We start from the raw sequence: 12793 nt of genomic DNA on the forward strand, positions 1-12793 counted from the left end.
CTTGACCAGGCTCGCCTCGGTATAGCGGGGCGGGGGCTGGGTGAAGTGCTGATCAATGCTGACTTTGCCAAGGTCAGGCTTCTGGCCTTCTTTTAGCGGCGGCAGGCGACGATCATTTTCGTCCTCGGCCTCGTCATCCTTGCCTTCCTGATAAAGCTTCAGGAAGCCGTCAAACTTCACAACGGAACCATTGGCACGCAGAACCACGTGATTGTCATTCGATGACAGATCAACTGCGACCTGATCGAAACGGGCGTCTTCCATCTGACACGCCACGGTACGTTTCCAGATCAAGGTGTAAAGTGCTAGCTGGTCCTTATCAAGGTGACGCGAAACCTGTTCGGGACGACGGAACAGATCGGTCGGGCGGACAGCTTCGTGGGCTTCCTGTGCGTTCTTGGCCTTGTTGGCAAAGCTGCGCGCGCTGGCCGGAAGGTATTGATCGCCATAATCCTTGCCAATCAGGCGGCGTGCGGCGGCGAGTGCTTCCTGTGAAAGCACCACGGCATCGGTACGCATATAAGTGATCAGACCAACCGTTTCGCCACCGATATCGACACCTTCATAAAGGCGCTGGGCAAGCTGCATGGTGCGTTTCGCGCCAAAGCCAAGCTTACGCGATGCTTCCTGTTGCAGTGTCGATGTGGTGAAGGGGGGCTGCGGACGCCGTTTGACGTCTTTGCGCTCAACCTTTGAAACGGTGTAGCTGCGGCTTTCGACCTTTTCCTTGGCGATCTTGGCGGCACTTTCATCACCAAGTGCCAGCTTATCAAGCTTTTCGCCGTTCAGATGGGTCAGACGTGCGGAAAACTTGCCCTCTGGAACGGCAAAGCCAGCCTCAAGCGACCAGTATTCATCGGGCTTAAAGGCTTCTATCTCAATCTCGCGTTCGCAAATCAGGCGGAGCGCAACCGATTGCACGCGGCCAGCCGAACGCGAACCGGGCAGTTTGCGCCACAGAACCGGCGACAGGTTAAAGCCGACAAGATAATCAAGCGCACGGCGCGCCAGATAGGCATCCACCAGTTCCTGATTAAGCTCGCGCGGATGGGCGATGGCTTCGGTGACGGCTTTCTTGGTGATCTCGTGAAACACGACGCGATGAACATCGCGACCGCGGAGCAGCTTTTTCTGCTCGAGAACTTCAAGAATGTGCCAGGAAATGGCTTCCCCTTCGCGATCCGGGTCAGTCGCGAGGTAGATGGTGTCAGAGTCACGTGCCGCGGAAGCAATTTCCTTGATCTGCTTTTCGGAACGGCCATCGGTTTCCCAGACCATTGCAAAATCATTGTCGGTATCGACCGAACCATCCTTGGACGGCAGATCACGGATATGACCAAACGAGGCCAGTACCTTATAATCGTCACCGAGATATTTATTGATCGTCTTGGCTTTGGCCGGGGATTCGACGATGACAAGATTCATTACGTTTTTCGTGTCCGGTTCTTGCGCCCGAAGGCGGTCATTATGCTGTGTGGTCCGTAACCTGAAAGTCTGCACACATATATTATAGTGTGTCGCTGTTTTTCAGATCAAATTGCGCAAATTGCGGCAAATCACAACAATATTTGTCACATCCATATCCGACGCGACTCTCATTTGGCGATACGCGATACCCTATTTCCGGGGTGACGTTCAACCCTTCCTGCAAGTTCGAGCTCAATCAAAATTGTCGAAACCTGCTCGGCGGGCAAGTCAGACGTACGAATGAGCTCATCAATCAGAAGGGGGCTAGCAGATAGCAAATCAAAGAGTTTTTCCATCTCTTTGACGGAGTCTTCGTTGGTGTCGGGTTCGTCAGAAAATTCTTCTAATTCAATTGATTGCCGGGTTTTCTTTTCACCCAGAATGACCGCGTCTTGTTCCAGTGATGCCGTTATCTCGTGATATGCCTCGGCTGAGGTGTCAGAGATTGCGTCGCGCGCATCTGTGTTGAAGGTGTGATTTTGTTCAAACAGATGACTGTTTTGCTCGGCGGTTCGAAGGGCATCCAGAATTACGTCAGCAGAGTCGCACAAGATTGCACCGTCACGGATCAAGCTGTTTGGACCTGCTGCGCGTGGATCGGTCGGGGAGCCCGGAACGGCAAACACATCGCGCCCTTGTTCGGCGGCAAAGCGGGCGGTGATCAGCGATCCGGAATTCCGCCCGGCCTCGATGACAACCGTTCCCAAAGACAGTCCGGAAATGATGCGGTTGCGACGGGGAAAGTGCCTTGCCTGTGGTTGGAGGCCAGGAGGCATTTCTGACACCACACACCCCTGTTCACAGAGTTGCGCATAAAGGTCCTGATGTTCGCGGGGATAAACGACATCCACGCCGCCACCCAGAACAGCAATCGTTCCACCGCCTGCATCATGTTTGCCTTGCAAGGCCGCCGCATGGGCTGCGCCATCAATGCCGCGTGCCATACCTGACACAACCACATAGCCCGCGTTTACGAGCTCATGACTGATTTTACGGGCAAATCCGCATCCCGTTGCCGAAGCATTGCGCGCACCAACGATCCCGATGGCGGATTTTCCAAGAAGCTCAATCCGTCCGATGGCATAAAAATAGGGCGGGGCATCATCAATTCGCGCCAGAAGTGCCGGATATTCCGGGTCGCCGAAAATGATCGGTCGGGCGCGCGATGCCTTCGCGGCCTCAATTTCCGCAACCGTTTCGTCGCGACTGGCAATCTTGATCTTTCGCGTGGTCTTTGCTTGGGCAATTACATCGGGCAGGGCATCCATGGCATTTCGGCCTGAACCAAACCGTTCCAGCAATTTGCGAAAGGTAACCGGTCCGACATTGGTGCTGCGCGCCAGTCGCATGCGTGCCAGACGTTCCGATTGCGATAATCGCGATGGTTGTTGGTTAGGTAAATGCATAACGCCCGGATTGTGGTCATCCGGGCGTTATTTCGTCAAGCTATTCGAAGGGGCGACTTGCGCCTATGAAACAGGGGTTTCTTCGTCAGCCTGCTTTTTCTTCTGGCCGATCTTGGGTTCTTCGCCGTGGATCAGGCGTTTGATATTGGCGTGATGAGCAAGCCAGACAATGACAGCCAGAAACACACCAAGCCACACGGCACCGGGATCGTTGGCGATGAAAAACGCCGCCAACGGGGCTGCGATCATGGCGATGAGTGCCGAAAGCGAAGAAATCCGGAAAATCAGCGCCATGACCAACCACGTCAGCGCAGCGCAAAGGCCCATGATCCAGTTGACGGCCGCAAGCGTGCCAAGGGTAGTCGCGACCCCTTTGCCGCCCTTGAATCGCAGCCAAATCGGGAACATGTGGCCAATAACTGCGGCACCGCCGGCAAAGATGCCTTGCTCCGCACCATAAAGGTGGGTGAACAGCAGGGCGGCAAAGGCGCCTTTGCCTGCATCGCCGATCAGGGTCAGGAAGGCCAATCCCTTGCGGCCCGTACGCAGAACGTTGGTTGCACCGATATTGCCGGAACCAATCTGGCGGATGTCGCCAAGCCCTGCCATGCGGGTCAGAACCAGACCAAACGGGATAGAGCCCAACAGGTACCCACAGACCGTCGCAACCTGGAGCGACATCAACATTGCCTTATAGGTGGCATCAAGTTCCATTTCAGGCACCTTCCGAGAAGACTTCGCGGCCATCGATCAGGGTGCGCAGAACGCGCCCCTGTGTCAGACGGCCGTCAAACGGTGAATTTTTCGATTTCGAATGGAACTGGTACGGATCAATTTTCCATGGGCGATCCGGATCAAAGATCACCAGATCGGCCGCGGTTCCCTCTGCCAGTGTTCCGGCCCCTTTGATGCGCACCAGTTCGGCTGGTGTGCGGGTCAGTTTGGTAATCACATCGAGCAGCGACATATGCCCGTTGTGATAAAGCTCCAACGCCATCGGAAGCAGCGTTTCAAACCCGACGGCACCGGCAGCGGCCTGCGCAAAGGGCAGGCGTTTGGAATCGGCATCTTGCGGGTTGTGGTCCGACGCAATCGCGTCAATCGTGCCATCGGCAAGGCCGGCAACAATCGCCTGTCGGTCATCCTCGGAGCGAAGCGGCGGAGACAGCTTGGCAAAGGTTCGGTAATCCGAAACCGCATTCTCGTTCAGTGCGAAATAGGGCGGTGCGGTATCGCAGGTGACTTTAAGCCCGCGTTTCTTCGCCTTGCGGATCACTTCCACCGATTCACCGGTCGAAATATGGGCGAAATGCAGACGCCCACCAGTCATTTCAACCAGTCGCAAGTCGCGTTCGATCTGAATGACTTCGGCAAGTGGCGAGACACCGGAAAGGCCAAGACGGGTTGCCAGTTCGCCGCTATTCATCGACGCCCCCTTGGAAAGCTCGGGCTCTTCCGGGTGCTGGACGATCATGCCATCAAAGAACGTGGAATAGGACAAGGCCTGGCGGAGCAGACGTGCACTGGCGATGGTCTTGATCCCGTCGCAGAAGGCAACCGCACCGGCCTGATGAAGCAGACCCATTTCGGTGATTTCCTGCCCCTCGATGCCCTTGGAGACGGCGCCATAGACAAATACCTTGGCCAAGCCAACCTTGCGGGCGCGACGGGCAATGAATTCGACACCGGCCACGTCATCAATCACCGGATCGGTGTTGGGCAGGGCAATAATGGTGGTGACGCCACCGATTGCCGCCGATTTGCCAGCGGTTTCGATGGTTTCCTGATGTTCAAATCCCGGTTCACGCAATTGGGCGCGCATATCAACCAGACCCGGTGCCAAACATGCACCGCCAAGGTCAATGACCTCAAAACCATCTGGAACAGTACCTTCGGTGATGTCCGCGCCACTTTTGGCAATGGTGTCATCTTCAATCAGAAGGCCACCGGTTTCATCGGTTTGTTTGACCGGATCAAGCAGCCTGGCATTGATGAAGGCTTTTTTGCCGGCTCCTTTGGCGCGAATGGCGGGGCTCATGCCTGACCTCCGATCTTTCTGTGGTTCTGCACAAGCAACTCAAGCGCTGCCATGCGCACCGCGACGCCCATTTCGACCTGTTCGCGGATGACGGAACGTTCAACGTCGTCAGCCACTTCACTGTCGATCTCGACACCGCGGTTCATCGGACCGGGATGCATTATCAGGGCATCGGGTTTGGCGTTGGCAAGCTTCGCACGGTCAAGCCCGTGGAAATGGAAGTACTCGCGCACCGACGGGATGAAGCTGCCTTCCATGCGTTCCAGCTGCAGACGCAGCATCATGACGATGTCGCAATCCTTCAGGCCTTCTTCCATGTTATGGAAAATCTCGACACCCATCCGGTCGATCTTGGACGGGATCAGGGTTGGCGGGGCGACAAGGCGCACGCGCGATCCCATGGTGTTCAAAAGCAGGATATTGGAACGTGCAACACGCGAATGGGCAATATCGCCACAGATCGCAACATTCAGGCGATGCAGGCGTCCCTTGTGGCGGCGGATGGTCAGGGCATCAAGAAGTGCCTGGGTTGGGTGTTCGTGGCGACCGTCGCCCGCATTCAAAACCGCACAATTGACCTTTTCGCTCAGAAGCTTGACCGCGCCACTATCGCCATGGCGGACAACCAGTGCATCCGGGTTCATGGCATTCAGGGTCATCGCCGTATCAATCAGGGTTTCGCCCTTTTTGACCGAACTGGTGCCGACCGTCATGTTGATGACATCAGCCCCCAGACGTTTGGCAGCCAGTTCAAACGATGTCAGCGTCCGGGTGGAGTTTTCGTAAAACAGATTAACAACTGTCGCGCCGGCCAGAATATTGCTGGTCTTGTCTGCGGAGCGGTTTTTTTCCGCATAGTGCTGGGCGCGATCCAGAATAAGGGTGATTTCCCCGGGGGTAAGACCCTCGATCCCGAGGAGGTGTGGGTGCGGATAATGATCCGCCGCTGGTCCCATGACGCTCATGGCGTTGCACATTTCCCTTGGATGATCTTTGAAAAATTTCGGGCGGAGCATAACGAATTGCCCCTGTCACGAAAAGTTAAATATTGCCGGTAATGCCGATCCAATCGCTTCAAATTTCCTGACTGATCGGTCAGGTTTCAGGCGGCGAAGGCCAGACGATCGGCGATCAGACGGCCTGGGTCAAAATGGCGATCACCGGCATGGTGATAATCGCAAGCAGGGTATGAACGGTGATGATGCTGGCCATCATCTGCGCATCGCCCCCCATGAGGCGCGCAAGAACATAGGCACTGGCAGAGCAGGGCAGTGCCGCATAAAGCACCACCGCAGCAAGTTCGATATCGGGCAGTCCCAGCATCAGGCACAGACCGGCTGCAATCGCTGGGCTCAACACCAGTTTTCCAACACTTGAAACCCCGACCGGAAAACCTGCGCGCCGTGCAGCCGAAAGATCAAGCCCGGCACCAACGGCAAGCAGGCCGATGGGTAGGGCCGCGCGTCCAAGCACCTCAAGAAAGGGGCCAATGATTGGCGGCAAGCCAATTCCCAGAACGTTAAACAGGCTACCCAGCACGCATGCCATCAGAAGCGGATTTTTTGCCACATCACGCAGCAATGACAAAACGCCGGGCTTGCGATCATTTTCACCCAGATGGGCACATGCCAAAACGGAAATAACGTTAACTGTGGGTACGACCAACGCGACGCAAAGGGCAGTAACGGTTAGTCCGTGTGTGCCAAGCAAGGCCGCGGCAACGGCAAGCCCGATATAGGTGTTTGGCCGGATGGCGCCTTGCACCAGCGATGAAAATGTCGGTGCGGAAACCTTCAAAACGGGGCGCACCACAAGGATCAGTGCGGTGCAGATCGCAATCGTGCCCAGCATTGCCGTCGCAATCCCCAACAGTGGCAGGCTGCCAAGGTCTGCTTTGGCGGTGTTGGAAAAAAGAAGGGCCGGGAAGGTGATAAAATAAGTCAGTTTCTCGGCACCCGGCCAAAAACTGTCGGGCAAGAAACGCCGTTCGCGCAGCACATACCCGACAACGATCAGGGCAAAGGTCGGCAGAAGTGCTGAGAGAATGGCAAGCATCAGGTGGCTTTCATCACGTAATGAAGAAGAACTTTCAACGTCACCATACTGTTATCACCGATCTGAGCACGGTGAAATACGCTCGCAATATGTAATTGGCATAGATGACTAAAATTCAGTTGGTGGCGAGTTGTTCTTTGCCGGTGTTTTCCGATGTGATAGTCAGCACATCCAACAGGTTTTGGCGTCGATAGACTGTTTGTTCTGCAAAGTCGTCCAGCTCGCTGAATGTTCAAGGAAAGGGACGCCATGTCACGCGCGATTGATCACATTGTATTATGTGTGAATGATCTTGATGCCGCGATAGCTGTCTATACGCAGCTCGGATTCACAGTGACCCCGCGTGCAGTTCATCCCTTTGGTACCGGTAATGCCCTGATCCAGCTTGACGGCATGTATATCGAACTTCTTGCCGTGATTGATCCGGACAAGATTGCCGAAACGGACCTTGCCCAGCCATTTTCGTTTCCGATCTACAATCGCGACTATCTGCGACATCGTGAAGGCATGTCGATGCTGGCGCTGCAATCACGCGACGCCGAGCAGGACAGACAAAAATTTATCGCAGCCGGTGCCGCAGTGCCGCCGGTATTTCACTTTGAACGCGATGCCAAGACGCCTGATGGTGAAACCGTCGGCGTTGCCTTTTCGTTGGCCTATGCCAACCATCCACTGTTACGACATGCAGTGACGTTTGTGTGTCAACATCGTCATCCGGTGCAGAATTTCTATTTTCCTGACTATCAAAGCCATCAGAATGGCGCTGTTGCGATTGGCAAGGTTCTTGTTGATCATTGGGCGGCCGAGGCGGTACGCGACTTTTATGAGGAAATCGGAGTCGACGCGATTGTTGATGCCTTGCATGGCGACGAACTGATTTCGCGCTATGGCGTTGAGGATTCAGCATTCCCGACAGACGGATTTGCCGGCTTTGAATTAATTGTCGATGACATCGCGAAAATCGCTGATGCAGCTGTCGCAATGGGGGCCGTTGAAAAAGACGGCATGCTTATCATTCCGCCTTCAAGGTTCTTCGGGGTGTTGATGGTGATCAAAGCCAAATAAAAAGCTGCCTGAATGAACAGGCAGCTTTGATCTTTTTGGTCATGGCAGACTGTTGGTTATCAGTCTTCTTCAGCCTCGATATCGTCATCGTCGGCTTCGGCGTTTTCGCCGGGATCGGTATGGCGGTTCAAATGGTCCAGCGCGCCTTGCAAGATATAAGCAGCAGCTGTCTTGTCGACGACTTCAGCACGGCGTTTGCGGGTCATATCGACTTCTTCAATCAGAATACGCTCGACCGCGTTTGTTGACAGGCGCTCGTCCCACATCAAAACCGGCAGGTCGATATACTTTTCCATTTCGTCGATAAAGGCATAGACGCGATGGCACGCCTTGCCGATCGACCCATCAAGTTCGCGCGGGAAGCCGATGATAATGCCGCCGACATTCTGTTTGTCGATAATCGACGAAAGCTGGGCAATATCGCGTGTGAACTTCTTTCGTGAAATCAGCTCATACGGTGAGGCAATCTGCAGCCCTACATCTGATAGGGCTACGCCAATTGTCTTGGTGCCCAAATCAAGGCCCAATACACGTGCTGCCGGTGGCAAGAACCGCAGCAATTCCTGAGTGTCATTGCAAATCATGGCGACCTTATAGGAGTCTTTTTGCGAAAATGCCAGCGCAAAGCAAATGTATCGTTTTCCGATTTATGGAAGAAACGACGCCGAGTTGAGTGTGTGAGCGCATTTTATTCTAAATGCAGCCAAGAATGGCGGACTTCCTAGCGTAAAAATCTTTCTGAATGATGAGGGGTTGAAGTGCCTCAGCAGGTTTGTTTTAATATCGCACTGCCGAAATTGATCGAAATCGAAATATGCAGGGCGAAACAGGCAGACCGAATGCGCAGATCATCTTGAGAGAAAGAAAACAGAAAGAGGCAGCGCACCTATTACACGTGAGTGTCGCAATGCTTCTATCCACGGGGTTCGGGAACCGTCATGCTCGACAGGTTCCAGTTGATTTCCGCATACAAAAATCACCAAAAGCGAAAACGCTGAACAAACAATGACAAATCAGGGGGTATAGGGTTTGGCCGACGGTGCATCAAATGAAGCGTTCGTTGAGTTTGAACGTGTACAGAAAAGTTATGACGGCGAGACACTCGTCGTTAAAGATCTCAACCTAACAATGCCTAAAGGCGAGTTCCTGACGATGCTTGGTCCGTCAGGGTCTGGCAAGACGACTTGTCTTATGATGCTTGCCGGCTTCGAAACCGCGACCCACGGCGATATCCGCCTTGGTGGCGTTTCGATCAACGATATCCCGCCGCACAAGCGTGGTATCGGCATGGTCTTCCAGAACTACGCGCTCTTCCCGCATATGACCATTGCCGAAAATCTGGCTTTCCCGCTCGAGGTCCGCAAATTGGGCAAAGCGGAACAGGAAGAGAAGGTCAAACGCGCACTCGACATGGTTGAAATGGGAAGCTTCGGTGGCCGTCGTCCGGCACAGCTTTCCGGCGGCCAGCAACAGCGTGTCGCGTTGGCCCGTGCGCTTGTGTTCGAACCTGAACTGGTTCTGATGGATGAGCCGCTCGGTGCGCTTGACAAACAGCTTCGCGAAAAGATGCAGTTTGAAATCACGCATCTGGCCCATCAACTTGGCATTACCACGGTTTACGTCACCCACGACCAGACCGAGGCATTGACCATGTCCGACCGCGTCGCCGTGTTTGACGACGGCCGTATTCAGCAGCTTGCACCGCCAGATAAACTCTACGAACAGCCCGAAAACAGCTTTGTCGCGCAGTTCATTGGCGAAAACAACACGCTCGAAGGCGTCATCAAGGAAATCAAGGGCAATACCTGTGTTGTCCAGCTTGATGGCGGCGAAATCATTGATGCCGTTCCGGTCAATGTCAGCCAGGTGGGTGAACGTACCCGCGTTTCGATCCGTCCCGAACGTGTTGAATACAACCGTGATCGCCTGCATGCAGATGCGCATACGCTCAAGGCCGAGGTGCTGGAATTCATCTATATGGGTGACATCTTCCGTACACGCCTGCGTGTGGCCGGCAATGATGAGTTTATCATCAAGACCAGGAACGCACCGGACCAGGTGCGTCTGAAGCCGGGTCAGGAAATCGAGATCGGCTGGCTTGCAGAAGATTGCCGCGCGCTTGACGCGTCGTAACTTTTAGTCAGGCAGATACAGGACCGGTACGCCCGGGTGCTGGTCCTCAACGAATAGTCCGGGAAACAATCAGGGAGTCTATTAATGCAGCTTATTAAAACCCTTACAGCATCAACAGCTTTGCTTGTTGTGGCGGCAGGCGCAGCCTATGCCGACGACCACATGGCGTCCGACATGACGCTGGTCAGCTGGGGCGGTGCCTATCAGAACAGCCAGATCAAGGCTTATGCTGAGCCTTATATGGAAATGAACCCGGGTGTTTCGATCACCTGGGATGAAAGCTCGAACGAAGCCGTTGCAAAACTGCGTGCAATGAACGAAGCCAACAACGTTACCTGGGACTTGGTTGACGTGGTTGCTGCTGATGCAATGCGCCTTTGCGATGAAGGCCTCGCAATGGAAATCGACCCGAACGAAGTTCTTGCAGAAGCGCCGGATGGCACCTCGGCAGAAGATGACTTCGGTGATCTCCTCGTAAGTGACTGCTTCATCCCGCAGATCGTTTATTCGACCACGTTTGGTTACCGTGAAGACATGGTTCCGGCTGGAACTCCGGCACCGACCGATATCTGTGCCCTGTTCGATACCGAAACCTATCCGGGCATGCGTTCGCTTGAAAAACGCCCGATCAACAACATGGAATGGGCTCTGCTCTGCGATGGTGTTGCCAAGGACGAAGTTTACAGCGTTCTTGAAACCCCGGAAGGCCAGCAGCAGGCTCTCGACAAACTGGCAACCATCAAAGACAGCGTCATCTGGTGGAGTGCTGGTGCAGACACCCCGCAGCTTCTGGCTGACGGCGAAGTCTTCATGGGCTCGACCTACAACGGTCGTCTGTTCTCCGCAATCGTTGAACAGGATCAGCCGATTGCAATGCTTTGGGACGCACAGGTCTTCGACCTTGATGGCTGGATCATTCCGGCAGGTCTTCCGGAAGATCGCCTGAACCGCGTTCTGGACTTCGTAAAGTTCGCAACCGACACCCAGCGTCTTGCTGACCAGGCTGCTTACATCTCGTACGGTCCGGCTCGTTTCTCTTCGGCACCGCTCGTTGGTAAGCACGCCGATCTGGGTGTCGACATGGCTCCGCACATGCCGACCGATCCGGCAAACGCCAAGAACACGTTCCTCTATAACTACGAGTTCTGGGCTGACTACCGTGACGACATCGATGCCAAATTCCAGGCTTGGCTTGCTCAATAAGAGCTAAGGGTAGGGGGCCGTTCGCGGCCCCCTTTACCGACCAATTCGCTAAACAATAAATTGCCGGTCGAAATAATAGACCGAAAACACCGGGGCAGGCTTACGGGGGCGTAATGGGTGATACATCTCAAGAAGTAGTGTTAGCTGCTGATGGCAGACCGCTAAAACAAAGTCTACGAAGGGCATTGATGCGCCAGAAAATGCGCGCGCTCATGCTGGTTGCGCCACTTTTGATCTTTGTGGTCGTGACTTTTATCGTACCGATTCTCTCGATGCTTTTCCGGTCGGTTGAAAACGACATTGTGCCGAATACGATCCCGGGAACCGTGATCGCGCTTTCCCAGTGGGATGGATCGAGCGGGGAACCGCCGCACGAAAACGTTTACCGCAATCTTTACATTGATTTATTCAAGGCAGAGGAAGCCAAACAGCACACCCGCCTTGGTTCTCGCCTGAATTACGAGCAATCCGGATTGTCATCCTTGTTCCGCACCACGGGGCGGTCGCTTGATGACATCGGGGAACTTTGGCAGGATCCACTTGAAGATATCGATCCGAACTTCGAAGAAGGTTCTTTCTGGTTCGAAATGATGTCGGGCACAGGCGGCGAAGATTTCCTCGAAACCCGCCGTGAACTGATGGCGCTGATGTCTGATGAAGACATGAGTGGTGATGTCGGCTTTGTGCCGTCAGAAGAAATCATTCAACTGCTGCCCTGGACCGCACGTGCTTATACCGACTTTGCGTTGTGGGCCGCGATCCGCGATGGCGACACCGTTGCCGAGGAAGATCCATGGGAGTCCGTTTATGGCGCCCTTGGTATGGATCTGACCAATCCGGATACGGTTTCGGCGATCAACAGCTATAACGGTGCAGGCGCAAGCGCCTTGCAGGCGGCGGCTTCGAATATTGATCAGCTGCCGCAATTCGGTTTCCGCGAAGCTTTCACCGAAGAAGACAAAGATTGGGGCTCAGCTGATATCTGGGCAACCATAAAACTCTATTCGCCAAGCATGACGCCAGGCTATTTCCTGAATTCCGTCGATATGACGCTGACGCCCGACGGCATCGTGATGAAGCCGGAAAATCAGCAGATTTATACGACGCTGTTCATGCGTACGCTGATCATGGCGCTGATCATTACTGCAAGCTGCATTGTTCTTGGCTATCCAGTGGCATGGTTGCTTGCCAATCTGCCAATGCGTACGGCAAGTATCCTGATGATTTTGGTTCTGCTGCCGTTCTGGACGTCGCTTCTGGTGCGAACGTCGGCCTGGAAGGTTTTGTTACAGCAGCAAGGGGTGATCAACGAAATCCTTGTCTGGCTCGGCTTCGTTAATGATGCGGATCGACTTGTTCTGATGAATAACGCAACAGGTACGGTCATTGCGATGACCCACATCCTGCTGCCGTTCATGATCCTGCC

Annotated in this window: 11 protein-coding genes; 4 read left to right on the forward strand and 7 right to left on the reverse strand. The window is 54.3% G+C overall.

Translation table 11 applies throughout. The features are described 5' to 3' along the window. From topA to B2T33_RS12765, 6 genes are all read right to left on the reverse strand, one after another. A partial coding sequence (topA, locus tag B2T33_RS12740) for a type I DNA topoisomerase (protein WP_286792228.1) occupies positions 1 to 1425 on the reverse strand: 1425 nt, incomplete at its 3' end. Positions 1426 to 1595: 170 nt separating this feature from the next. Then, complete coding sequence (gene dprA, locus B2T33_RS12745) at positions 1596 to 2873, reverse strand: DNA-processing protein DprA (protein ID WP_286792229.1); 1278 nt, start codon at positions 2871 to 2873, stop codon at positions 1596 to 1598. Between the two features lie 63 nt (positions 2874 to 2936). Continuing rightward, positions 2937 to 3587, reverse strand: a complete 651-nt coding sequence (plsY, locus tag B2T33_RS12750; protein ID WP_197147578.1) for a glycerol-3-phosphate 1-O-acyltransferase PlsY — start codon at positions 3585 to 3587, stop codon at positions 2937 to 2939. A 1-nt stretch (position 3588) separates the two neighbouring features. Beyond that, complete coding sequence (locus B2T33_RS12755) at positions 3589 to 4911, reverse strand: dihydroorotase (RefSeq protein ID WP_197147577.1); 1323 nt, start codon at positions 4909 to 4911, stop codon at positions 3589 to 3591. Further along, positions 4908 to 5867 (reverse strand): aspartate carbamoyltransferase catalytic subunit, encoded by a 960-nt coding sequence (locus B2T33_RS12760; RefSeq protein WP_086013196.1) that lies wholly within the window; start codon positions 5865 to 5867, stop codon positions 4908 to 4910. The genes B2T33_RS12755 and B2T33_RS12760 overlap by 4 nt, the downstream gene beginning before the upstream one ends. A 175-nt stretch (positions 5868 to 6042) precedes the next feature. Further along, a complete protein-coding gene (locus tag B2T33_RS12765; protein ID WP_064780935.1) occupies positions 6043 to 6966 on the reverse strand; it encodes an AEC family transporter in 924 nt (307 codons plus the stop codon). A 249-nt stretch (positions 6967 to 7215) separates the two neighbouring features. Between B2T33_RS12765 and B2T33_RS12770 the strand changes: the two genes are divergently transcribed. After that, positions 7216 to 8031, forward strand: coding sequence for a VOC family protein (locus B2T33_RS12770; protein ID WP_286792230.1), 816 nt, complete (start codon positions 7216 to 7218; stop codon positions 8029 to 8031). A 59-nt stretch (positions 8032 to 8090) separates the two neighbouring features. On the opposite strand, the gene ruvX is transcribed toward B2T33_RS12770, so the two are convergent. After that, positions 8091 to 8615 (reverse strand): Holliday junction resolvase RuvX, encoded by a 525-nt coding sequence (gene ruvX / locus B2T33_RS12775; protein ID WP_008890778.1) that lies wholly within the window; start codon positions 8613 to 8615, stop codon positions 8091 to 8093. 445 nt (positions 8616 to 9060) lie between these two features. Here ruvX and B2T33_RS12780 point away from each other — a divergent pair, with 445 nt between their 5' ends. From B2T33_RS12780 to B2T33_RS12790, 3 genes are all read left to right on the forward strand, one after another. Next, positions 9061 to 10164: an ABC transporter ATP-binding protein gene (locus B2T33_RS12780; protein ID WP_008890777.1), complete on the forward strand. Its 1104-nt coding sequence runs from the start codon at positions 9061 to 9063 to the stop codon at positions 10162 to 10164. A gap of 84 nt (positions 10165 to 10248) precedes the next feature. Next, on the forward strand, positions 10249 to 11367 hold the full coding sequence (locus B2T33_RS12785) for an extracellular solute-binding protein (protein WP_286792231.1): 1119 nt from the start codon (positions 10249 to 10251) through the stop codon (positions 11365 to 11367). Between the two features lie 188 nt (positions 11368 to 11555). After that, on the forward strand, positions 11556 to 12793 hold a 1238-nt coding region (locus B2T33_RS12790), incomplete at its 3' end, for an ABC transporter permease (protein WP_286792232.1).

Origin of the sequence: Thalassospira sp. UBA4513 (assembly GCF_002388495.1) — a bacterium.
Taxonomy (GTDB): domain Bacteria; phylum Pseudomonadota; class Alphaproteobacteria; order Rhodospirillales; family Thalassospiraceae; genus Thalassospira; species Thalassospira tepidiphila.

Coding starts and splice junctions, on each gene's coding strand:
- dprA (WP_286792229.1), bottom strand. CDS start 2,873: ATGCATTTACCTAACCAACAACCATCGCGATTATCGCAATCGGAACGT.
- plsY (WP_197147578.1), bottom strand. CDS start 3,587: ATGGAACTTGATGCCACCTATAAGGCAATGTTGATGTCGCTCCAGGTT.
- B2T33_RS12755 (WP_197147577.1), bottom strand. CDS start 4,911: ATGAGCCCCGCCATTCGCGCCAAAGGAGCCGGCAAAAAAGCCTTCATC.
- B2T33_RS12760 (WP_086013196.1), bottom strand. CDS start 5,867: ATGGGACCAGCGGCGGATCATTATCCGCACCCACACCTCCTCGGGATC.
- B2T33_RS12765 (WP_064780935.1), bottom strand. CDS start 6,966: ATGCTTGCCATTCTCTCAGCACTTCTGCCGACCTTTGCCCTGATCGTT.
- B2T33_RS12770 (WP_286792230.1), top strand. CDS start 7,216: ATGTCACGCGCGATTGATCACATTGTATTATGTGTGAATGATCTTGAT.
- ruvX (WP_008890778.1), bottom strand. CDS start 8,615: ATGATTTGCAATGACACTCAGGAATTGCTGCGGTTCTTGCCACCGGCA.
- B2T33_RS12785 (WP_286792231.1), top strand. CDS start 10,249: ATGCAGCTTATTAAAACCCTTACAGCATCAACAGCTTTGCTTGTTGTG.